Raw genomic sequence first — 22429 nt, forward strand, 5'->3', positions numbered from 1 at the left:
GCGTCGCAGTTCCTATGCTGGCAAGGTGACCCAGAGCGTTGAGCTGCTGCTGGACGACGATGCGGACGCGGGCGTACGCGGGGAGTGGTCGGCACTGCAGAAGGCCGGTCTGCCGAGCCAGGGCGCGAACCCCGCCGACACCAACCGGCCGCATGTGACCCTCTGGGCCGGCGATGCGCTGGACCCGTCGGACGAGGGAGCGCTGGCAGAGCTGGCGTCGGGGCTGCCGATGCCGCTGCGACTGGGCGCATTGGCGTGCTTCGGGCGACGCCGGTTCGTGCTCGTCCGCTTCGTGGTCACGTCCGTGCCGCTGCTGATGCTGCAGGCGAGCGTTGCGCGTGTTTGTGGGGTGGACCCGCGCTCGACGCTCGCCCCCGGTCAGTGGACGCCGCACGTCACCCTTGCGCGACGGCTCACGGCGGCGGAGGTCGGCCGGGCAGTCGACGCTCTCGGACGCGCGCCGGAGCGCGCCGCCGAGGCGATCGGTTGGCGACGCTGGGACGGCGACGCACGCCGCGAGTGGCCGCTCCCGACCCGCTCGTTATCGTGAGGCCGTGAACTCTCCCGATCGGGGCTCGTTGCGCGTCGTACGCGCCGCCGCGGTCGCGCTGTGTGTCGTCGGCCTTTCGCTCGTCGGTCACCTCTCTGCCGGAGGGAGCGTTCCCGGCCCGGAGATCCTGCTCGGGTCGTCGCTCGTGGTGGCCGCGTACGCCGCGGCGCTGACCCGCAACCGACTCGGTCGCCTCGAGCTGGTCGGTGTGCTCGGTGCCGGACAGCTGCTGCTGCATACCGCGTTCATGACGTCAGGTGGGCATTCGGGTGGCCTCACGATGCTTGCCGCGCACGCATTCGCGGCCGTCGTCATCGCGCTCGTGTTGGCCCGCGGTGAGGACGCAGCATGGGCGCTCTGGTGTTGGTTGCGGCCGCGACTCGTCATGCCGGCCAGCGACCTGGAGCCGCCGGTGTCCCGCGAGGAATGCCTCGCGGCGACCGCTGCGACCCGCGTACGACTCACCTGGATCGGCACGTCGCTGACGTGGCGGGGTCCTCCGGCGCTGACCCGCGACCGCTGATCATCGCCACGCGCGTACCCCTCGGGCACGCGTGCGCGTACACCCCTGCACGAAGAGGACCATCACATGCACATCATCGTGCGCCGCGTCGCGGCGCCGCTCATCATCACCGTCGGCGCGATCGCGCTCGGCACCGTGCCCGCCTCCGCGCATGTCGAGGTGACTCCGTCGACGACCGTCGCCGGCGAGTACGCCCTGCTCACGTTCTCGGTGCCGCACGGATGCGACGGCTCGGCCACCACCGAGATCGCGATCGACATCCCGAAGGGCATCGACGTCGTGACCCCGACGATCAACGACGGCTGGACGATCAAGAAGCAGACCGAGCCCGTACCGGGGGAGGGCACCGAGAACGACCGCGTCTCGCGGGTCACGTACACGGCGAAGACGCCGCTGCAGGACGGCTACCGGGATGCGTTCGAGCTGTCCATGCCGCTGCCGACCGAGGCCGACACGACGCTGCGGTTCCCGACCCTGCAGACCTGTGAGAAGGGTGCGACGAACTGGAACGAGGTCGCGAAGGACGGCCAGGACGAGGAGGATCTCGAGGCACCCGCTCCGTCGTTCACGCTGACCGCAGCGGAGGCGGACTCGGCCGAGCAGGCGTCGACCGACGCTACGCCGACCGACGCGTCGGCCGCTCCGGAGGAGACGTCGGACGACTCCTCCGACGGCTTGTCCTGGACCGCCCTCGGGGTGGGCGTCGCCGGCCTGGCGGTGGGCGGGGTCGCGCTCGTCCGCTCGCGTACCCGCACCTGAGGCCCCGCTGGGCATGACGCTTGAGCGCGACACGCCGGGCGTGTCGCACCCGAACGTCATGCCCAGCGGGCCGGGGGGACTGCGATGTGAGCGGGGGACTGCGATGTGAGCGAGTTCATGGGCGAGGATCGGAACGATCGGCTCCGCGAATGCATTGAAACCACGGTGACCACCACGACCTTGAGCCCACCGCAGACGGGTACGCCGCGCACTCCCCGCGTCGCGTACGCGATCGTCGCGCTCGCGCTCGGTGGGTTCGCGATCGGCACGACCGAGTTCGTGACGATGGGGCTGCTGCCCGATATCGCCTCCGGGATCGATGAGTCCATCCCGAGTACGGGTCACATCATCTCCGCGTACGCGCTCGGCGTGTTCATCGGTGCGCCGCTGATCGTGTCGGTAGCGGCGACCCTGCCGCGCAAGGCGCTCGCGATCGGGCTGGTACTCGCGCTCGGCGTCGGAAACCTGCTGACGGCGCTCGCGCAGAGCTACCCGATGCTGATGGCCGCACGGTTCGTCGCAGGGCTGCCGCACGGCGCGTACTTCGGAGTTGCGTCGCTGATCGCCGCCTCGCTCGTTCCGGCCGACAAGCGCGGCCGGGCGGTCAGCTCAGTGATGCTCGGCCTCGCGGTCGCGAACGTCGCCGGGGTGCCGGCGGCGACCTGGCTCGGCCAGACCCTCGGCTGGCGCACCGCGTACGTCGCCGTCGTGGTGATCACCATCGCCACGGCGCTACTCGTCCTTGCGTACGTGCCGCACAGTCCGCGCGACCGAGGCGCCCGCATTCGTACGGAGCTGTCGGCACTGAGGCGCCCGCAGGTGTGGCTGACGCTGGCGATCGGCACCGTCGGCTTCGGCGGCATGTTCGCCATGTACAGCTACATCGCGCCGGTGGTCACCGACGTCGCACACCAAGGCAAGTCGTTCATCCCCGCCGTGTTGTTCGCGTTCGGCCTCGGCGGCATCGCCGGCACGGCGCTCGGCGGACGGCTGGCCGACTGGGCGATCCTGCGTTCCCTGATGGGTGCATTGGTCGCGACCGGCGTACTGCTCGCGGTGTTCACCCAGGTTGCGTCCCATGCGCCGGCCCTGGTCGCGACGGTGTTCCTCGTGTCGATGACCGCTTCGACGCTGGTGGTCTGCTTACAGATGCGCCTGATGGAGGTCGCCGGCCATGCGGCGATGCTGGGCGCAGCGCTCAACCACTCCTCGCTCAACGCCGCGAACGCGCTCGGCGCGTGGCTCGGCGGGGTGGTCATCACCAGCGGGTACGGCTACACAGCGCCGAGTGCGGTCGGGGCAGTGCTCGCGGTCGCCGGTCTCGCCATCCTCGCGACGTCCGGTCTGCTGTATCGGAACGAGCGACTGGCGATCTCGCTGTCGCACTGAGGTGGGTGGTGTCACTCGGCGCTCGGAAGGGCGGCCCGCAGCGCGCCGAGGAGTCGAGGAAGCTCTCGCACCAAGACGTTCCAGACGATGCGCTCGTTGACCGCCTGGTACGTGTGTGCCAGGCGATTGCGCATGCCGATGATCGCATCCGCGTCCGGAATCTGACTGCGCGTTCGTGGTGACATCGCTCCGAGCGCGGTGGCCACGTCGATGACTACCGAGCGAGCGGCACGCCGCGGGATGTCGTCGGTCGGGTCGAAGAAGGCAGTCTCGCCAAGTGCCACTATGCGGTCCGCGGTCGCTACGAACCCGGCCACATCGTCGACGAGCTCGGCATCGCCCCGTCTCAAACCGCGACCGCCTCGTTCCGCGCCCCGTTCAGAATGCGTGAGTCACCGTAGTCGTCGACGACGTCGACGCGGACGCCGAGCACACGCTCGAGCTCGTCGGCCATCCGTACCAGGTCGAGTAGCGTTGCGTCGGCGTCGAACTCGACGAGCAGGTCCAGGTCGCTCTCGGCCGTGTCGTCTCCGCGTGCCGTCGAGCCGAACACCCGGGGCCTGCGCGCTCGGTGACTTGAGACGATGTCGATCACGGCATCGCGATGGAGATCCAGCGCTTGCGATGGCTTGACTCTGCACGCGTCGAGCAGGCGCTGCACAGTCGCGGAACGAGCGTCGACGAGACCGCGTTCGATAGCAGAGATGTTCGGTTGACGTACGCCGCTGCGCTCGGCCAGTTCGGCCTGCGTGAGGCCCGCCGCCACCCGGGCAGTGCGCACGCGCGCTCCGTTCACGCTCATGACCTCAGTATAGCGAGAACATATATTCCTCGGAGCTCCCGAACGGCATTGTTGCCTCCGGGCTCACTCCCCGACGCGGTAGTCGGCGAGCAACGTGCCCGACGGCGTCCGCTCGGCGCGGACCAGCTCGAGCGGCCGGTTCGACGGCCCGTCCTCGAACAGGCGTCGACCGACGCCCGCGATCGTCGGCGAGATGACGAGCCGCAGCTCGTCGACATCGCCGGTGCGCAGCAGCGACTGTGCCAGCGTGAGGCTGCCGTGCACACCGATGTCGCCGCCCGGACGTCGCCGCAGATCGGCGATCGACGCTGCGAGCGGGGCGTCCAGCACGGTCGAGTTGCTCCAGGAGAGGTCCAGGTCGGAGGACGTCACGACGTACTTCGGCACGGAGTTGATGAAGCTCGCGAACGGCTCGAAGTCGGAGTCGGGCCAGTCGCTCGACCACTCGTCGTACATCGTGCGCCCGAGCAGAACGGCATCCTGGGTCTCGATCACGCGACGCAGATTGGCGAGCATCATCTCGTCGAAGTCGTGTACGAAGTCGCTCGGTGACTCCGCGACACCGTCGACCGACAACAGTGTGTAGACGACTACCTTGCGCATGGGTCCGACTCCTCGAATGCTGGTTCGCAGGGACAGACGAACCACGTACCGGGAAATCATCGGCCGCGGCGGCTCGGCCCGTCTGGCGCGGTTGCGCGCGGCGTGGTGTGATCATGGCGTGTCTCAGCTCTTCATCGGTGGCCAGTGGGGCCACGCAGCAGACGGAAATACTCGGGAGATCCGCTGTCCGGCCGACGGTACGCACGTACGTACCGTGCCGGAGGCGAGCGCAACGGACGCGCAACGTGCGGTGGCGGCGGCACGTACCGCGTTCGATGACGGCGCCTGGGTCAACGGCTCGTCCCTCGAACGGTCGCGCATCCTGTACCGCGTCGCCGACCTCCTCGCCCGCGACAAGGACAGCGTCGCCGAGCTCGAGTCGCGCGACACGGGCAAGCGACTGGTCGAGAGCGAGTACGACGTCGACGACATCGAGGCGGTCTTCCGTCACTACGCCGGCCTCGCCGGTGCCGAGGCGGGCCGGGTCGTCGACACCGGCCAGCCGAACGTCTCGAGCCGGGTCGTGCACGAACCGGTCGGCGTGTGCTCCCTGATCACGCCGTGGAACTACCCGCTCCTGCAGACGGCCTGGAAGGTCGCGCCGGCGCTCGCGGCGGGCAACACGTTCGTGCTGAAGCCGAGCGAGCTGACCCCGTCGACCGGGATCTGGCTGATGAAGGCACTCACCGAGGCGGGCGTACCGGCGGGTGTCGTCAACCTGGTGCTCGGCTCCGGTGCCGACGTCGGGCCGACGCTCACCGGAGACCCGCGCGTCGACCTGGTGTCGTTCACCGGCGGGCTCGTCACCGGGCGATCGATCATGGCCGCGGCGGCGCCGACGGTGAAGAAGGTCGCGCTCGAGCTCGGTGGCAAGAACCCGAACGTCGTGTTCGCCGACGCCGACCGCGAGACCGCGCTCGACTACGCGCTCACCGCGGTGTTCCTGCACTCGGGCCAGGTGTGCTCGGCCGGTGCGCGCCTGATCGTCGAGGAGTCGATCCATGACGAGTTCGTCGACGAGCTCGTACGCCGTGCGGGCAACATCCGGCTCGGCGGACCGTTCGACGAGAGCGCCGAGACCGGGCCGCTGATCTCCGTTGCACATCGCGACAAGGTCGAGGCGTACGTGGCGGCGGGCATCGAGGAGGGCGCGAGGCTGCGCTGCGGCGGACGCCGGCCCGAGGACCCCGCTCTGGCCGACGGGTTCTACTACCTTCCGACGATCCTCGACGACTGCACGGCCGCGATGTCGGTGACGCAGGACGAGTCGTTCGGGCCCGTTCTTACCGTCGAGACGTTCCGGTCCGAGGACGAGGCCGTTTCGATCGCGAACGACAGCATCTACGGCCTCGCGGGCGCGGTCTGGACGAGCGACGCCGGCCGCGCCGAACGCGTCGCTCGCGGGTTGCGGATGGGCACCGTGTGGATCAACGACTTCCATCCGTACGTACCCCAAGCCGAGTGGGGCGGCTACAAGCAGTCCGGCTTCGGGCGTGAGCTCGGTATCGCCGGGCTCGAGGAGTACCGCGAGACCAAGCACATCTGGCACAACATCGATCCGAAGCCCGTGCAATGGTTCGCCAACCACAGCGGGCAGGGAGGCCCAGCGTGACCAAGGACATCGGAACGGCCAGACCGCAGCGAGGAACGAGCGAGGACCGAGCGTGACCAAAGATGCATTCGACATCGTGATCGTGGGCGGTGGCTCGGCCGGCTCGGCGCTCGCCAACCGGCTCAGCGGCGACTCGTCGGTCAGCGTGCTGGTACTGGAGGCGGGACGAAGCGACTTCAAGCTCGATCCCCTGATCCACATGCCGGCGGCGCTGCCGTACCCGATCGGCAACCGGCTCTACGACTGGAAGTACGAGTCGGAGCCCGAGCCGTACATGGGTGGGCGCCGCGTCTACCACGCACGCGGCAAGGTGCTCGGCGGGTCGAGCAGCATCAACGGGATGATCTTCCAGCGGGGCAACCCGATGGACCTCGAACGCTGGGCGGCCGACCCCGGCATGGAGTCGTGGGACTACGCGCACTGTCTGCCGTACTTCAAGCGGATGGAGAACTGCCTGGCCGGCGCCGATGCCTGGCGCGGCGGTAGCGGGCCGCTGGTGTTGGAGCGCGGGCCGGCGACGAACCCGTTGTTCGGCGCGTTCCTCGAGGCCACCGAGCAGGCCGGTTACCCGCGCACCGATGACGTCAACGGCTACCGGCAGGAGGGGTTCGCCCCGTTCGACCGCAACGTCCATCGCGGTCGCCGGTTGAGTGCGGCGCGCGCGTACCTCCATCCCGTGATGGGTCGCAAGAACCTCACGGTGGAGACGCTCGCCCACGTCACGGGTCTGCGGTTCGACGGCAAGCGCGTCGTCGGCGTCGACTACGTGCGCGGCGGCCGGCTGCACCGCTCGGTGACCGCCGGCGAGGTGATCCTGTGCGGCGGCGCGATCAACACGCCGCAGATCCTGCAGCTCGCCGGTATTGGACCCGCAGAGCATCTGCGCTCGGTCGGCATCGACCCGCTCGTCGACCTGCCCGGTGTCGGCTCCAATCTGCAGGACCACCTCGAGGTCTACATGCAGTACGCGAGCAAGCAGCCGGTATCGATAGCGCCATGGCTCAAGCACCGGCACAAGCCACGCGTTGCGTTGGAGTGGCTTGCGCGTCGCGGTGTCGGCGCGAGCAACCACTTCGAGGCCGGCGGGTTCATCCGCAGCAACGACCGGGTCGACTACCCCAACCAGATGTTCCACTTCCTGCCGATCGCGATCAGGTACGACGGGTCGCGACCGGCGGCCGAGCACGGGTACCAGGTGCACATCGGGCCGATGTACTCGGACTGTCGCGGTGACGTACTGGTCAAGAGCGCCAACCCGTACGAGAAGCCGGCGCTGCGGTTCAACTACCTGTCGACCGAGACCGACCGTCGCGAGTGGACCGAGATGGTGCGTGCGGCGCGGCGGATCCTGAACCAGCCTGCCTTGGACCCGTTCAACGACGGGGAGATCTCTCCCGGGTCAGACGTCGAGACCGACGAAGAGATCCTGGACTGGGTCGCGCGCGACGCCGAGACGTGCCTCCACCCGTCGTGCACCGCGAAGATGGGCACCGACGAGCTGAGCGTTCTCGACCCGAACACCATGCGGGTCAACGGTGTCGACGGGTTGCGCGTCGTCGACGGGTCTGCGATGCCGTACATCACCAACGGCAACATCTACGCGCCGATCATGATGCTCGCCGAGAAGGCGGCCGACCTGATCGCGGGAAATACGCCGCTCGAGCCGCTCGATGTCCCGTACTACCGCTATCGTGACGAGTCACCGCTGTACCCACCGGGGGACCCACGCAACGAGATGCCGACTGCCGGCAGGAGGGAGCCCCCGCGATGAGCGTTACCGAGCGCGCCGAGGTGACCAGGGAACCCGACGAGCCGGAGGTACGCCCGAACTGGCCGGTGCTGGTCGGATCGTCGATCTGCATCATCGCCATCGCGCTCTGGGCGATCATCGACCCCGAGTCGGCTGCCGTCAGACTCGGCGACCTACTCACCTGGGTGACGGAGTCGTTCGGATGGTTCTACGTCCTGATCGCCACCGTGTTCGTGGTCTTCGTCGTGCTGCTCGCATTCTCGAGATACGGCAAGGTCAAGCTCGGCCCGGAGCATTCGACGCCCGACTTCGGGATGTTCTCCTGGGCGTCGATGCTGTTCGCCGCGGGCATCGGCACCGACATCATGTTCTTCGCCGTCTCGGAGCCGGTCACGCAGTACCTCGCTCCTCCGACCGCCGAACCCGAGTCGGTCGACGCCGCACGCGAAGCGACGGTGTGGACGCTGTTCCACTACGGCATCACCGGCTGGGGCATGTACGCGCTGATGGGCATCGCCCTCGCGTACTTCGCGTTCCGGATGAACCTCCCGCTGAGCATTCGCTCCGCGGTCTATCCGATCTTCGGTAAGCGCATCTACGGTCCGCTCGGCGACGGCATCGACCTCGCCGCCGTGATCGCGACGATCTTCGGCATCGCCGTGTCGCTCGGAATCGGCGTCGCCCAGATCAACTACGGGCTCGATGAGCTGTTCGGGATCGAGCAGGGCAAGGCGGCCCAGATCGGTTTGGTCGTCGTGGCGGTCGTCGCGGCGTCGGCGTCGGCCGTATCCGGCGTCGACAAGGGCATCAAGTTCCTGTCGCAGCTCAACGTGATCCTCGCACTCGGGCTCGCGTTCTTCATCGTCGTCACCGGGCGTACGCAGTTTCTGCTGAATGCCCTCGTCGAGAACACCGGCGACTTCGTCAGCAAGTTCCCGGGCATGACGATGGAGACGTTCGCGCAGGACCCGCAGCCGGAGTGGATGAGCCTGTGGACGCTGTTCTTCTGGGCATGGTGGATCGCGTGGGCGTCCTTCGTCGGGATGTTCCTCGCCCGGATCTCGCGCGGGCGTACGATCCGCCAGTTCGTCACCGGCACGATGATCATCCCGTTCACGTACATCCTGATGTGGGTGTCCATCTATGGCAACGCCGCGCTCGACAGGGTTCGTGGCGGCGACGCCGATTTCGGTGCCGCGACCGCTGCCGATCCCGCGAGCGGGCTCTGGGAGCTGCTACGGGACTATCCGTGGTTCCCGTTCATCGCCGGCGTGGCGATCATCGTCGGGCTGTTGTTCTACGTGACGTCTGCGGACTCCGGTGCCTTGGTGATGGGCAACCTGACGACGTTCCGGCGTACGCCGCGGTCCGACGCCCCACCATGGCTGCGGATCTTCTGGGCCTCCATCACCGGGCTCCTCACCATCGCGATGCTCGGTGTGGGAGACAACGGGATCATCGCGTTGCAGAACGCGACCGTGGTGATGGGGCTGCCGTTCGCGTTCGTGATGGTGCTGCTGATGTTCGGGCTGTACAAGGCACTGCGGGTCGAGGGGCACCGTGAGGACAGTCGCGCCGCGATCCTGCCGGCGCAGCTGTCGGGCCGCGTTCACCACGACGGAGCGCCCGGATCGAAGGTCGGCCGCTTCTGGCAGGAGCGGCTGCGGCGGGCGATGACGTTCGCCGACACGGCAGAGGTCTCGACCTTCCTCAGTGACACTGCGCTACCGGCCATGCGTGAAGTACGCGAGGAGCTCGCGGAGCACGGGGTCGAGGCCACCTGTCACACGGCCGGCGACAGCGAGTCGCCGACGCATGTCGAGCTCGAGGTCGAGCTCAGTGCGGACGACCAGACGTTCCGCTACCGGCTCGTTCCACTGCAGGCGGAGCTGCCCGCGTACCGGACGAACGGCGACGGCGAGCGGACGTACTCACGCGTCGAGGTGCATCTCGGCGAGGGCGGCCAGGGCTATGACGTGATGGGCTACAGCCATATGCAGCTGATCGACGACATGCTCGACCAGTACGAGCGCCACCTGGAGTTCCTCCGCCTCGGCCAGTAACGGTGAGGAGAGAGTTCTGGCCCGGTGAGGAGAGGATCCCGGCCCCGCCGCGCGGCCGGAACTCTCTCCTCACCGGGCCAGAACTCTCTCCTCACCGTGGTCAGACGGCCGCGTCGAGGCCCTTCTGCTTCAGCAGCTCACGCTGGTTGGGGTTGACCGACGGGCGGAACGGCATCTCGACGACCTCGGCGCGGACGGGCTCACCCGGCGTCTCGGCGTACTCGTCGGGGAGATGGATCCACAGCTCCGTGCCGAGCTCGGTCAGCGACATCGGTACGTGCCCCATCGCGATGTTGGTGCCAAGCTCGGGGGAGTACCACGGCGAGGTGACGTACCCGATCGGCTCGCCGCCCTCGATCGCGCTGATCAGCCAGAAGTCCGGCGCGTAGTCGTCGATCGGCTTGCCGGCGAGCTTCATCCCCACGAGCTTGTGCGTGAACGGCGGGTCGCCGGCCTCGAGCCGGTCGCGTGCGGCCTCCAGAGCGGCCTTGCCGATGTAGTCGGCGGCCTTCTTGCGCGGCACCTGGTACGCGAGGTTGACTTGGAACGGCAGGGTCTCGAAGTCCATGTCCTGGCCCCACGAGAGGATTCCCGCCGCGATCCGACGATGATGCGACGGCGCGACGACCTTGAGGTTGTGTCGCTCGCCCGCCTCGAGGACGGCGGTCCACATCTGCTCGGCGTACTGCGTCGCGTCGCGCAGGTAGATCTCGTAGCCCTTCTCGCCGGTGAACCCGGTCTGCGAGATGATCACGTCGCAGCCACCGACGGCCGATGCCATCAGGCCGTACGACGGGATGTCTCGCGCGGCCGGACCGACGAGGTCGACCATCAGGTCGACCGACTTCGGCCCCTGGATCTGCACGGGCGATACGTCGATCTCGGCGATGTCGACGTCGAATCGCCTTCCCACGTTGACACCCTGCAGCCAGAGCATCAGGTCGGTGTCGGACAGGCTGAACCAGAACTCGTCCTCGGCGATGCGCAGCAGCACCGGGTCGTTGAGGATTCCGCCTTCCTCGTTGCACAGGATGACGTACCGCGCGCGCATGGGCGGGATCTTCGTCGCGTCGCGGGTGATGACGTAGTTGACGAAGGCCTCGGCGTCGGGACCCTTCACCTGGATCTGTCGCTCGACGGCGACGTTCCACAGCGTCACATCGTTGACGAGCGCGTCGTACTCGGCCATCATGCCGCCCTCTTCGCGGGGTACGTACCCACGAGGGTGGTACATGCGGTTGTACACCGACGCACGCCAGCAACCCGCCTGCATGGACAGCTCCCAATAGGGGGATTTGCGTACGCGCGTGTCGATCAGGGTCTCGACCGGCGTCGGCCCGGACTGCCGAAGGTTGATGGGTACGCGCCGGTCGCTCTGGTCGACCGAGGGGACGTTGTAGTTCATGGGGCTTTCTCCCGACGCTCTTGGGAACTCGCCGGACCACGACGTCCGGAGAGCCGATGTGCACTTCATTGGGAACGGGTCCGTGTCGCTGGCTTTATGTTCTAGATTATGGAACTCGATTCCCATATTATGAGTGTAGAGTTGAAGAGGCATCGGGAGCAAGGGCTTCGCCTCTTTGTCCGACCAGCGTGTCGCAAGGGAAGAGATCGACCATGCGGAACAGATCGGAAGCCGCGTTCGTACGCGAGCTGCTGGAGTCGGCGAGGTACGAGATCCTGCCGACCAAGTCCATCTCGGAACAGGTCCTCCAACACGTGCCCCTGGGGCGAACCCTCACCGTGACCGCATCGATGAGTCTTGGCCTCGGTGCGACCGTCGATGTGGCTGAATCCCTGCAGCGGATGGGATATCGCGCCGTGCCGCATCTCGCAGCGCGGATGATCGGGAGCCGAGCGGAGCTCGAGGAGATCGTCGCTCGGCTCGTCGCCGCCGGCATCGACAGCGTGTTCGTCCCGGCTGGCGACGCGACGCCGCCCACCGGACCGTACGCGTCCTCGCTCGACCTGCTCCGCGACCTCTCCGCGATGGCCGCGCCGTTCCGACACGTCGGCATCGCGGGCTACCCCGAGTCGCATCCGACGATTCACGACGACATCACCATCCAGGCGATGTGGGACAAACGTGACTACGCGACCCATGTCGTGAGCAACCTGTGCTTCGACCCCGCCGTGCTGACGTCGTGGGTGCATCGGATCCGTACCCGTGGCACGACGATGCCGCTACTGATCGGGATGCCGGGCCGGGTCGAACGCGCCAAGCTGCTGTCGATGGCGGGCAAGATCGGCGTCGGTGAGTCGACCCGGTTCCTCGCCAAGAACAAGTCGACGTTCGCGCGCATCGCTACGCCCGGCGGTTACAACCCGCAGCGTTTCATCGAGCGGATCACGCCGCTGATCGCACAGCCGCAGGCGAACGTCGAGGGCCTGCACATCTTCACGTTCAACCAGGTCGCCGCGACGGAGCAGTGGCGGCGACAGTGGGCGGCGCGCCTGGAGGGCCTCGCGGTCGCCCGCTGAGCCGCCCTGGGCATGACGTTTCGGCCGCTGTTGTCGCGAAAGAATGGCCTGAAACGTCATGCCCACGGGGGCGGGTGGGTCAGCTCGGGACGTTCTTGCGCAGGCGACGTGAGAGCACCTTGGCGAGCATGTCCGACTCGGCCACCAGCAGCTCGCCGTAGCGGCGATGCTCCTCCGCGAGGCGAAGCGACGGCCCGGAGATGCCGATCGCCGCGTGCACAGTGCCGTCGGGCCCGCGTACGGGAGCCGCGACGGCGTCGAGACCCTCCTCGAACTCCCCATGCGTCACGGCGTACCCGAGCTCGCGCACACCGCGCAGATCGCGATCGAGTGCGGCCCGCGACGTGAGCGTGTTCTGCGTACGTCCCTGCAGGCGTCCGCGCGGCATCGGCAGCGCCTCGAACGCGTACATCACCTTGCCGAGTGCGGACGTGTGCGGCGGCACCTCGACATCGACCCAGTTCGTCGCGCCGAGGACGAACGTCGAGTCGACCTGGGCGACATGCACGACCGTGTCGCCGCTGGGCACGCCGAGATTGACCGTTTCGCCGGTCTCCTCGCCGACCCGCTCGAGCGCGGGCTCCGCGGCCGCCGCGAGCGACTCGACCCGGTCGAAGCGCGCCGCGTACTGCGCGAACAGCACGCCACCGCGGAACCGGCCGTCCTTGTCGCGCTCGAGCAGGCCGTTGCGCTCGAGGGCCTGCAGCAGGCGTGAAACCGTCGACCGCGCGAGATCGGTCATCTCGACGACCTGCGTGTACGTGACAGGCTCCTCCGAGCGAACGACGAGCGACAGCACTTCCGCCGCGCGATCGATCGACTGGGTGCCGTGACTCATGCAATGCCTTCTCGGTCGGGTACGCCCCTCGCTCGCGTGCCCGGGGCGGGCATGCCGCAGCGCCGGGACGGGTCGGGTGTGCGTACCAATGGTACGCGCGTACGTTCGCTCGTCCGCGCGCCCCGCCGGTCGGTACGTCTGGTCACGTCCCTCGCTACGCGACTCCCCGCTCAGTCGAACACGACGACGCGGGAACCATCGAGCAGCAACCGCGTCTCGGTGTGCCAGCGCACGGCGCGCGCGAGCACGTTCGACTCCACGTCGCGGCCGGCCTGCACGAGCTCGTCCGGCGTCATGCGGTGGTGCACGCGGGTCACTCCCTGCTCGATGATCGGGCCTTCGTCGAGGTCGGCCGTGACGTAGTGCGCCGTGGCGCCGATCAGCTTCACCCCGCGGTCATGCGCCTGGTGGTACGGCTTCGCGCCCTTGAAGCTGGGGAGGAACGAGTGGTGGATGTTGATGATCCGCCCGGACAGCCGCTTGCAGACGTCGTCCGACAGCACCTGCATGTACCGCGCCAGTACCACCAGGTCGATGTCGAGTTCGTCGATCAGCTCCAGCAGCGCCGCCTCCGCCTCGTACTTGTTGTCGGCGCCGACCGGTATGTGGTGGAACGGCACGTCGTACGTCGCGGTGAGCCGCTCGAAGTCGCGGTGGTTCGACACGACCGCCGGGATCTCGATGTTGAGCGCGCCGGCCTGGTGGCGGAACAACAGGTCGTTCAGGCAGTGGCCGATCCGCGACACGAGTACGAGCGTGCGATAGGGCTCGTCCGCGGGAAAGAGGTTCCAGGTCATCTGGTACGTGGTCGCGACGCCGGTGAAGCTGTCGCGGAGCTGCTCCAATGCAGCGTGCTCGACCTCGAAGTGCACGCGCATGAAGAAGGACCCGGCCATCCGGTCGTCGAACTGCTGGGAGTCGATGATGTTCGCGCCGTGCTGGACGAGGAATCCGGTGACGGCGTGCACGAGGCCCGGCCGGTCGGTACATGACAGTACGAGGACGTAGCTGGGCACAGGAGCGGGAGCGGCTGCCATGGGAAGACTCCTTACGAAATTGTTGAGCATTCTGCACTAGGGTTTCGGTATGAGCAACAACAATGCTGGCGCGCCGTCGCGTCCGAGTGCGGTCCAGTCGGTCGACCGGGCGATCAGTGTCCTCGAGGTGCTCGCGCACGCCGGCCAGGCCGGCGTCACCGAGATCGCAGCGGAGCTCGGCGTACACAAGTCGACGGCGTTCCGGCTGGTGTCGGCGCTCGAGGCGCGCGAGCTCGTCGAGCAGGACTCCGACCGAGGGAAGTACCGGCTCGGACTCGGCATCCTGCGCCTCGCGGGAGCGACGACGGCACGCCTCGACGTCGTACAGGAGGCTCGGCCCAAGGCGCGAACGCTCGCGATCGAAACGGGCGAGACCGTCAACATCGCCGTACTGAGCGAGGGCGCGGCGCTGTACCTCGACCAGGTCGCGGGCTCGTCTTCGGTGCAGTCGTCGCACAACTGGGTCGGCCAGCGCATCCCGCTGCACGCCACGTCGAACGGAAAGACGCTGCTGTCGGGGCTCACAGACGACCAGATCCGCCGGGAGACCGGACGGAAGCTCGCCGCGTACACGCCGAAGACGGTCACCGACCACACGACCCTGCTCGCCGAGGTCGCGGAGGTACGCGCGGACGGCTACTCGGTCGTCTCCGACGAGCTCGAGATCGGGCTCACCGCTGTCGCCGCGCCACTTCGCAACGCACACGGCGATGTCGTCGCCTCCCTTTCGGTCTCGGGGCCGACCTTCCGCTTCGACGCGGACAAGGTCGACGCGGCCCGCAAGCACGTGGTCGCGGCCGCCGAGGAGATCTCCGCCCGCCTCGGCTGGCGCCTCTCGCCGGGAAGTGCTTGACAGGGGATTCGGAGGGGAGCGACGATTCGGGGAGAGTGTTTCGCATAACGCTCCGAGTTGCGTAGTATGAAACAAGTCGCTTCGTAGGAAGGTCGCACATGGCCACCGTTCCCGCCTCCGCGAGGGTCGTCGTCATCGGCGCCGGCATCGTCGGCAACAGCCTCGTCCACCATCTCGCCCGGCTCGGCTGGCGCGACATCGTGCAGATCGACAAGGGCCCGCTTCCCAACCCCGGCGGGTCGACGGGGCACGCCTCGAACTTCATCTTCCCGGTCGACCACTCCCGCGAGATCACCGATCTGACCCTCGACAGCGTGCGCCAGTACCAGGAGCTCGGCGTGTTCACCGAGTCCGGCGGGTACGAGGTCGCGCGCACCGAGGAGCGGATGCAGGAGCTCCGTCGCCGAATGTCGTCGGCCCAGGCGTGGGGCATCCCATCCGAGCTCGTCTCACCGGCCGAGGTGGTCGAGAAGGTGCCGTACCTCGACCCATCGGTCATCGTCGGCGCGTTCTGGACGCCGAGCGTCGGTGTCGTCGACTCCGTACGCGCCGGGACCCTCATGCGTGAGAACGCGCAGGAGCTCGGCGCCGTGCAGGTCGTCTCGACCGTCGAGGTGACGGGCATCGACACCGAGGCGGGTGAGATCGCCCGCGTACGTACGAGCGGCGGCGACATCGAGACCTCAACGGTCGTTGTCGCCTGCGGCGTGTGGAGTCCGAAGCTCGCCGCGATGGCAGGTGCATCGATCCCCCTCACCCCCGCCGTGCACCAGATGATCAGCGTCGGGCCCGTACCGCAGCTGGCCGAGAGGTCCGGTGAGATCTCCTTCCCGATCGTCCGCGACATGGACACGTTCTGCTACGAGCGTCAGCATGGCAGCGACCTCGAGGTCGGGTCGTACGCGCACCGACCGATCCTGCACGACGCGGAGACGATCCCCTCGATCGAGCAGGCGAAACTGTCGCCGACCGAGCTGCCGTTCACCGCCGAGGACTTCGACCCGCAGCTCGAGCAGGCGCTGGAACTCATGCCCGAGGTGCTCGGAAACCCCGAGGTCGAAATCAGATACGCGATCAACGGCCTGCTGTCGTTGACACCTGACGGTGCACCCATCCTCGGTGAGAGCCCTGAGGTACGCGGACTCTGGTCGGCAGCAGCGGTCTGGGTCAAGGAGGGGCCAGGGGTCGGGCGCCTGCTCGCCGAGTGGATGACCGACGGCAACCCCGAGTACGACGCGCACGGCACCGACATCGCGCGCTTCTACCCGCATCAGCGCACCCGCGCCCACGTCAAGGCGCGTACCGGCGAGGCATTCAACAAGACGTACGGCATCGTGCACCCGTCGGAGCAGTGGGAGAGCGACCGCAAGGTACGACTCTCGCCGATGCACCAGAGCGAGCGAGAGCTCGGAGCGATGTTCTTCGAGGCCGTCGGATGGGAGCGCCCGCACTGGTACGAGTCGAACGCCGGCCTGCTGAGCGAGTACGGCGATGCCGTGATGCCGCGGGCGGCCGAGTGGGACGCGCGCTGGTGGTCGCCGATCATCAACGCCGAGCATCTCGCGATGCGCGAACGCGCAGGCATGGTTGACCTTTCGGCATTCGCCATCTTCGACGTCGTCGGCACGGGCGCACTCGACGCTGTGCAACGCATCGCGCTCGCCCAGATGGACGTCGTGCCCGGACGTGTCGTCTACACCCCGATTCTCGACGAGCGCGGCGGCATTCGCTCCGACCTGACCATCATGCGCCTGGCCGACGACCACTTCCGAGTCGTCACCGGTGGCGCTCCCGGCATGGTCGACCTCAAGTGGTTCCGCGACCACGCGGGCGAGGCCGCGCAGGTCGTCGACCGCACCTCTGCCTACACGACGATCGGACTCTGGGGTCCGCGTGCGCGCGACATCCTGGGCGAGCTGACCGACGCCGACATCAGCCACGAGGGGTTCCGGTTCGGCCGCTGCCACACGATCGAGGTCGGCTCCCTGTCGGTGCTCGCGTCGCGCATCTCGTACGTCGGCGAGCTGGGCTGGGAGCTGTACGTACCGATCGAGTCGGGCGCGAAGCTGTGGGACACCGTGCATCAAGCGGGTCAGCCCCATGGCCTCGTACCGGTGGGCATCGGCGTCTACACCGCGACTGGCCGCATGGAGAAGGGCTATCGCGCGCACGGCGCCGAGCTCGACACCGAGCGCAACCTCGCCGAGGCGGGCATGCTGCGCCCGAAGGTCAAGGAGGCCGACTTCATCGGCCGGGAGGCGTACGTCAAGCAGCGTTCGGAGGACCCGGTCTCGGTGCTGTGCTCGCTCACCGTCGACGACCACACGTCCGCGGACGGTACGAAGCGGTACATGCTCGGCGGTGAGCCGATCCTGAGTGCTGACGGCGAGTCGCTCATCGACGGGCACGGCCACCGCGCGTACGTCACCTCGGCCGCGTCGGCACCGTCGATCGGCAAGCACATCCTGATGGCGTACCTGCCGCCCGACCGCGCGGTCGTCGGGGAGTCGCTCTCGGTCGAGTACCTCGGCGAGCGCTATCCGGTGACCGTCGCGGCGAACGACGCCACCCCGCTGTTCGATCCCGACAACGACCGCATCCGGAGCTGACGATGGTGAATGTCTTGGTGTGTGTGAAGCGCGTGCCCGACACTGCCGGCTCGATCGCCCTCACCGCCGACGAGCAGTCCGTCGACGCGAACCAGCTCGGGCACACCGTCAGCGCGCACGAGGAGTGTGCGATCGAGCTGGCGGTCCAGACCGCGCAGGCGACCGACGGCGCGGCGAGCGTACTCACGCTCGGATCCGATGATGCCGTCGAGCAGCTCCGCGACGCTCTCGCGGTCGGATGCGCGGACGCAACGCTGATCGAGGCCGATGCATCGACGTACGGCCCGGCCGATGTGGCCGCGGCGATCGCCGCGGTCGTCTCCGAACGTTCGGCAGCGGGTACGACGTACGACCTGATCCTGCTCGGCAACGACGCTGCCGACACGGGCGACTTCCAGGTCGGCGTACGCCTCGCCTACGCGCTCGAAAGGCCAGTACTGACTGGCATCTCGACGATCGAGATCGTCGATGACACGGTAGTCGCGCGCGGCGCGGGGCCCGCCGGCACGGAGGTGTTCGAGCTGCCGATGCCGGCAGTCGTCGCAGTGCAGGAGGGTGGCGTCGAGCCGCGCTATCCGTCCATCCCCGGCCGGATGAAGGCGAAGCGGGCGCCGATCGAGACGATCACGCCAACGGGCGAGCCGGTCGGAAATGCGCGCGTACGCCTGAAGCTGCCGCCGGAGCAGCCGAGCGCGGTGGAGGTCCTCGGGCAAGGCCCGGAGGCGGCACCGGCACTCGTCGACATCCTGACCGAGATCGGAGTGGTCACGCGATGATCCTCGTCCTTGTCGAAACCGAGGCAGACGGCGTCACGCTGACGTCGCGGGAGGCGCTGACCTTCGCTCGGGAGCTGTCGACGCGCACCGGCGATGCCGCCGTCGAGGCGGTGGTTGTCGGCCCGCTCGGCAACGAGCGTGAGGCCGTCGTTCGCGAGCTCGGTGCGCAGGGAGTCTCGCGGGTCCATCACGCCGACTCCGACCGGCTCGGTTCGTACGCCGCGGCCGCGTGGGCGGCTGCGGTGGCCGAGGTCGCGCCGGCGAGTGGCCTCGTGGTCGCGTCGGGCACGCCCCGTGGCAACGAGGTCTTGGCCCACGTATCCGTCCGACTCGATGTAGTCATGGCCGCGAACGTCGTGTCGGTCAGCGACTCCGACCCGCTCGTCGTGGCTCGGCAGGTGCTCGGCGGGTCGGCGCTCGAGGAGATGCGGCTCGCCGGCGACATCGCGGTGCTGTCCGTCGCCGGTCACGCCGTCGAGCCCGCCGCGGCCGCGTCACCGACCGAGCCCGACATCGTCGCGTACGAGCCCGAACTGGCCGATCGCGATCTGGTCGGTCGGGTCGTACGTACCGAACAGGCCGAGGGCGATGACACCTCGGCGCTCACCAGTGCTCGGGTCGTGGTCGGGGCAGGGCGAGGAGCGGGCTCTGCAGACGGCTTCGGCGACCTGCTCGAGCTCGTCGACCTGCTCGACGGTGCGCTCGGCGTCTCGCGGGTCGTGACCAGTCTCGGCTGGCGACCGCACCACGAACAGGTGGGCCAGACGGGCAGCCGGATCGCGCCCGACGTCTACATCGCGTGCGGGATCAGCGGCGCAATCCAACACTGGGCCGGATGCCAGAGCGCGAAGACGATCGTGGCGATCAACAGCGACGAGGACGCGCCCATGGTGACTCGCGCTGACTACGCGATCGTGGGCGATCTGCACGAGATCGTACCCGCAATCAACGACGAGATTCGTCGGCGTACGACGTGAGGTCGGCGCTCGCATAACGACTCCGTTGCCATTCGCCTCGGGCAACCCGATTCGGGGGTTGTGCGTCGTAGGATTCGGGCGGTACGACGACTCGGGTCGGTGCCGCTCCACGTCATCACATCCCGCATAGGAGTCCCATGCCCAAGAACCGCCTTGTCCTCGGTGTGGTGCCGGTCGCGGCCGCCGCCCTTGCCGCCGGCCTGCTCGCGCCCGCGTCGAACGCCGACGCCCCCCCAGCTACCGAACGCGAGCATCAAGGCGACCGACTATCGCGTCTCGTCGGGTGAGCAGTTCGTTGTCAAGGGCCGGGTCACGCTCGGATACGGCCGTGACAAGATGCCCGCGCCGCCGTCCAGGGTCCGGGTGCAGGCCAAGCTGCACGGCAAGTGGACCAACCTGTCGGGAGCGCAGGTGACGAGCAACGACAACGGTCGCTACCGCGTCCGAGTCATCCTCGGTATGGACGGCAGGCGTTCACTGCGCGTGCACGTCAAGACGCCGGACTTCCGCAAGTGGATCAACAGCCGGGTGATCAGGGTACGCGTGAGCTGATCCGCGAAGAGTCTCACGCCGACCCGCGAGGAACTCCTCGCGGGTCGGTTGGTTTCGGGAGTTTTCAGCCCCAGCTCTTCCGGATCTGGCGCATGTCGTACACCTGGCGGCTCTGTGCCGAGATCATGTCGATGGCCAGCTGCCGGATGAACAGGTCACTGCCCCGCGACGCGACGTCCTCGGCCATCCTGATCGCGCCCTTGTGGTGCGGAATCATCAGGCGCAGGAACGCGCGGTCGAAGGGACGTCCGTCCGACCTCCGCAGGCCGGCGATCTCCTGACGGGTCGCCATCCCCATCTGCTCGAGCATCTCCGGATCGTCCAGCAGCCGTTGGTAGCTCTCTTCGGCGTCGGTCACCGGGAGGTCTTCGCGCCCCTGCCAGCCCTGCATCGAGATGATGTCGAGGTTCTGCTCCGTACGAATCCGGTCGGCGATGGTGCGCACGCGTTCGTCACCGGCCCGTTGCGGCGCGAGCCGCGACATGACGATCGCCTGGTAGTGATGCGGGATCATCATCATGACGAACTCCCGGTCCGCGGCATTCGCCTGCTCCGCGCTCGCCGAGGCCGTCAGGACCCGCTGGACGAGAGGTGACCGCGGCGCCACGGCATCCGATCGCTCGCCCGGCGCCTGCGGCAGGATCACCGGCGCGTCGGCGCCGGTCGTACGCCCGTCATCGGATGCCGCGGTCGCTCCCGGCGCGACGAGTGTCGCCATGACCACTGTGCCGATGCACGCGGAGGCCATCGCCAGCGCTCGTACGGAGGTGGTGTTGATCATCTGGCTCAGCCCTTCTGCCCGACCCGTACGCCGTCACTCCGGGTACTGATACTGGGTCTGACCGTTGAAGACGTCCCATTCGACCCGCTTCGCGCTCCGCAGCCCGCGGACGTTCAACACGTCGAGGCCCTCGGTGATGTCGCTGGAGTAGACGTACCCGTTGTAGTAGTACGCGGACCACGACCCACCGACCTCGAGCGTGTCGTCGGAGATCGGGCCGCGCTCCCAGTACCCGATCTCCCTCGGCTTGGACGAGTCGGTGAAGTCCCAAATGGAGACGCCGCCCTGGTACCACGACTGCACCATGACGTCACGGCCCTTCACCGGGATCAGTGCGCCGTTGTGTGCCACACAGTTCTCGGTGTCCTGCTGGTAGCGAGGGATCTTGAAGTAGCTGCGGAACGCCAGCTCCCGCTTCTTGCCCGCTCCGGTGACGTCGTAGATCGCGTCGGCACCGTGCTTCGGCCCGGTCTCCTCGTTGCAGACGGGGGCGCCTCCGCCGCCGAGCTCATCGGTGAAGACCACCTTCGTCGCATGGTTGCTGAACGTCGCCGAGTGGTAGAACGCGAAGTTCTCGTCCTGGATCCGGTCGATCACCTTCGGGTGAACGGGGTCGGCGATGTTCATCAGGATGCCGTCGCCCATGCAGGCACCGGCGGCGATATTGCGGTCCGGGTACGCCGTGATGTCGTGGCAGCCGCTCGTGCCCGGTCCGCCTCCACCGGGGAAGAGCCGGGGAGTCGACACCACGGACGCGGAACCGGGGTCGTCGAGGGGTACGTCGATGACCGAGATCGAGTCGTGCGGAGGCTTGCAGTTGGTGAAACCCTTCGACGGACCGTACGACGAGACGTACAGGTAGATCGACTCGCCCGCGTCGTCGGGGATCATCGTGTGCGTGTGCGACCCGCACGACGTACGTACCGCGCCGACGTACTCCGGTGCGCTCGGATCACTGATGTCGAAGATCCGCATGCCCTCCCAGACGCGCTCGTCGGTCGGGCTCGCCGACTCGCTGTTGCAGGTGTTGTTCGTACGCTCGTAGTCGACCGACAAGAAGAGCAGGTTGCCGTCGGGGCTCACCGATACGTCGCCCTGGCCACCCGGGCACAACACCTGGCTGACGATCTGCGGCTTCCTCGGCTTGGCGATGTCGAAGATCGTGAAGCCGGAGTAGTTGCCGCCGTAGGCGTAGTCGCCGTGGAACGCGATATCGCTGTTGAAGTCGCTGAGGGGACTCCGCTTGGGGACGTGCCCGACCCGGTTGACGTTCTTGCTGTGCGAGACCTCGCCGGCCTTGAGAGCCTCATCGTCGTCGGCCGGCGCCGGGGCCGACAGCGCCGTGAGCGCTGCGACGACGACGGCAGTTGCGGCGCCGATGACGAGCGCGCGCGGCGGCAGACTGTCGCGGAATCCTGCGAGACGCATATTCATATGTCCACTCCCAAAGTGACCTCCCCAATACTTTGCGTAA

General features: G+C 67.9%; 22 protein-coding genes. 14 read left to right on the plus strand and 8 right to left on the minus strand.

What is annotated here, in order from left to right:
* Nucleotides 1–25 precede the first annotated feature (25 nt).
* The 4 genes from L0C25_RS15365 (at nucleotide 26) to L0C25_RS15380 (ending at nucleotide 3221) form a co-directional block, all read left to right on the plus strand.
* Nucleotides 26–550: a 2'-5' RNA ligase family protein gene (locus L0C25_RS15365; protein ID WP_271632552.1), complete on the plus strand. Its 525-nt coding sequence runs from the start codon at nucleotides 26–28 to the stop codon at nucleotides 548–550.
* Between the two features lie 4 nt (nucleotides 551–554).
* A complete protein-coding gene (locus tag L0C25_RS15370) occupies nucleotides 555–1073 on the plus strand; it encodes a hypothetical protein (RefSeq protein ID WP_271632553.1) in 519 nt (172 codons plus the stop codon).
* A gap of 66 nt (nucleotides 1074–1139) precedes the next feature.
* Entirely contained in the window at nucleotides 1140–1832 is a 693-nt protein-coding gene (locus tag L0C25_RS15375; protein WP_271632554.1) for a YcnI family copper-binding membrane protein, read from the plus strand.
* Between the two features lie 165 nt (nucleotides 1833–1997).
* Nucleotides 1998–3221: an MFS transporter gene (locus L0C25_RS15380; protein WP_271632555.1), complete on the plus strand. Its 1224-nt coding sequence runs from the start codon at nucleotides 1998–2000 to the stop codon at nucleotides 3219–3221.
* Between the two features lie 11 nt (nucleotides 3222–3232).
* Here the strand turns inward: L0C25_RS15380 and L0C25_RS15385 are convergent, their stop codons facing one another.
* From L0C25_RS15385 to L0C25_RS15395, 3 genes are all read right to left on the minus strand, one after another.
* Nucleotides 3233–3571, minus strand: a complete 339-nt coding sequence (locus L0C25_RS15385; protein ID WP_271632556.1) for a HepT-like ribonuclease domain-containing protein — start codon at nucleotides 3569–3571, stop codon at nucleotides 3233–3235.
* Complete coding sequence (locus L0C25_RS15390; RefSeq protein ID WP_271632557.1) at nucleotides 3568–4023, minus strand: XRE family transcriptional regulator; 456 nt, start codon at nucleotides 4021–4023, stop codon at nucleotides 3568–3570. Before L0C25_RS15390 ends, L0C25_RS15385 begins: the two co-directional genes overlap by 4 nt.
* A 63-nt stretch (nucleotides 4024–4086) precedes the next feature.
* The gene (locus L0C25_RS15395) at nucleotides 4087–4626 is read right to left on the minus strand and encodes a dihydrofolate reductase family protein (protein ID WP_271632558.1); all 540 of its coding nucleotides are present in this window, start codon (nucleotides 4624–4626) and stop codon (nucleotides 4087–4089) included.
* A gap of 118 nt (nucleotides 4627–4744) precedes the next feature.
* Here L0C25_RS15395 and L0C25_RS15400 point away from each other — a divergent pair, with 118 nt between their 5' ends.
* Genes L0C25_RS15400 through betT form a run of 3 tightly spaced genes read left to right on the plus strand, consistent with a single transcriptional unit; the run spans nucleotide 4745 to nucleotide 10051 of the window.
* Entirely contained in the window at nucleotides 4745–6238 is a 1494-nt protein-coding gene (locus tag L0C25_RS15400; protein WP_271632559.1) for an aldehyde dehydrogenase family protein, read from the plus strand.
* Nucleotides 6239–6290: 52 nt separating this feature from the next.
* Nucleotides 6291–8009 (plus strand): choline dehydrogenase, encoded by a 1719-nt coding sequence (betA, locus tag L0C25_RS15405; protein ID WP_271632560.1) that lies wholly within the window; start codon nucleotides 6291–6293, stop codon nucleotides 8007–8009.
* A complete protein-coding gene (gene betT, locus L0C25_RS15410; protein ID WP_271632561.1) occupies nucleotides 8006–10051 on the plus strand; it encodes a choline BCCT transporter BetT in 2046 nt (681 codons plus the stop codon). The genes betA and betT overlap by 4 nt, the downstream gene beginning before the upstream one ends.
* Before the next feature lie 100 nt (nucleotides 10052–10151).
* Here betT and L0C25_RS15415 read toward each other — a convergent pair whose 3' ends face one another.
* On the minus strand, nucleotides 10152–11456 hold the full coding sequence (locus tag L0C25_RS15415) for a glycine cleavage T C-terminal barrel domain-containing protein (protein WP_271632562.1): 1305 nt from the start codon (nucleotides 11454–11456) through the stop codon (nucleotides 10152–10154).
* 212 nt (nucleotides 11457–11668) lie between these two features.
* On the opposite strand from L0C25_RS15415, the gene L0C25_RS15420 reads away from it, so the two are divergent.
* Nucleotides 11669–12532: a methylenetetrahydrofolate reductase gene (locus L0C25_RS15420; protein WP_271632563.1), complete on the plus strand. Its 864-nt coding sequence runs from the start codon at nucleotides 11669–11671 to the stop codon at nucleotides 12530–12532.
* 79 nt (nucleotides 12533–12611) lie between these two features.
* On the opposite strand, the gene L0C25_RS15425 is transcribed toward L0C25_RS15420, so the two are convergent.
* A complete protein-coding gene (locus tag L0C25_RS15425; RefSeq protein ID WP_271632564.1) occupies nucleotides 12612–13370 on the minus strand; it encodes an IclR family transcriptional regulator in 759 nt (252 codons plus the stop codon).
* Between the two features lie 170 nt (nucleotides 13371–13540).
* Complete coding sequence (gene purU / locus L0C25_RS15430) at nucleotides 13541–14407, minus strand: formyltetrahydrofolate deformylase (RefSeq protein ID WP_271632565.1); 867 nt, start codon at nucleotides 14405–14407, stop codon at nucleotides 13541–13543.
* A 49-nt stretch (nucleotides 14408–14456) separates the two neighbouring features.
* Here purU and L0C25_RS15435 point away from each other — a divergent pair, with 49 nt between their 5' ends.
* The 6 genes from L0C25_RS15435 (at nucleotide 14457) to L0C25_RS15460 (ending at nucleotide 20174) form a co-directional block, all read left to right on the plus strand.
* Nucleotides 14457–15260: an IclR family transcriptional regulator gene (locus L0C25_RS15435; RefSeq protein WP_271632566.1), complete on the plus strand. Its 804-nt coding sequence runs from the start codon at nucleotides 14457–14459 to the stop codon at nucleotides 15258–15260.
* A gap of 98 nt (nucleotides 15261–15358) precedes the next feature.
* On the plus strand, nucleotides 15359–17869 hold the full coding sequence (locus L0C25_RS15440; RefSeq protein WP_271632567.1) for a GcvT family protein: 2511 nt from the start codon (nucleotides 15359–15361) through the stop codon (nucleotides 17867–17869).
* Nucleotides 17870–17871: 2 nt separating this feature from the next.
* On the plus strand, nucleotides 17872–18645 hold the full coding sequence (locus L0C25_RS15445; RefSeq protein ID WP_271632568.1) for an electron transfer flavoprotein subunit beta/FixA family protein: 774 nt from the start codon (nucleotides 17872–17874) through the stop codon (nucleotides 18643–18645).
* A complete protein-coding gene (locus L0C25_RS15450; protein WP_271632569.1) occupies nucleotides 18642–19622 on the plus strand; it encodes an electron transfer flavoprotein subunit alpha/FixB family protein in 981 nt (326 codons plus the stop codon). The genes L0C25_RS15445 and L0C25_RS15450 overlap by 4 nt, the downstream gene beginning before the upstream one ends.
* Before the next feature lie 137 nt (nucleotides 19623–19759).
* Complete coding sequence (locus L0C25_RS15455; RefSeq protein WP_271632570.1) at nucleotides 19760–19909, plus strand: hypothetical protein; 150 nt, start codon at nucleotides 19760–19762, stop codon at nucleotides 19907–19909.
* A gap of 76 nt (nucleotides 19910–19985) precedes the next feature.
* Nucleotides 19986–20174 carry a hypothetical protein gene (locus L0C25_RS15460; protein WP_271632571.1) on the plus strand — a complete coding sequence of 63 codons (189 nt, stop codon included), beginning with the start codon at nucleotides 19986–19988 and terminating at the stop codon, nucleotides 20172–20174.
* A 64-nt stretch (nucleotides 20175–20238) separates the two neighbouring features.
* On the opposite strand, the gene L0C25_RS15465 is transcribed toward L0C25_RS15460, so the two are convergent.
* Together L0C25_RS15465 and L0C25_RS15470 are read right to left on the minus strand one after the other, a co-directional pair.
* Nucleotides 20239–20955: a DUF305 domain-containing protein gene (locus tag L0C25_RS15465; RefSeq protein WP_271632572.1), complete on the minus strand. Its 717-nt coding sequence runs from the start codon at nucleotides 20953–20955 to the stop codon at nucleotides 20239–20241.
* A gap of 33 nt (nucleotides 20956–20988) precedes the next feature.
* Nucleotides 20989–22389, minus strand: a complete 1401-nt coding sequence (locus L0C25_RS15470; protein WP_271632573.1) for an LVIVD repeat-containing protein — start codon at nucleotides 22387–22389, stop codon at nucleotides 20989–20991.
* Between the last annotated feature and the right edge of the window lie 40 nt (nucleotides 22390–22429).

Origin of the sequence: Solicola gregarius, assembly GCF_025790165.1 — a bacterium.
Lineage (GTDB): Bacteria > Actinomycetota > Actinomycetes > Propionibacteriales > Nocardioidaceae > Solicola > Solicola gregarius.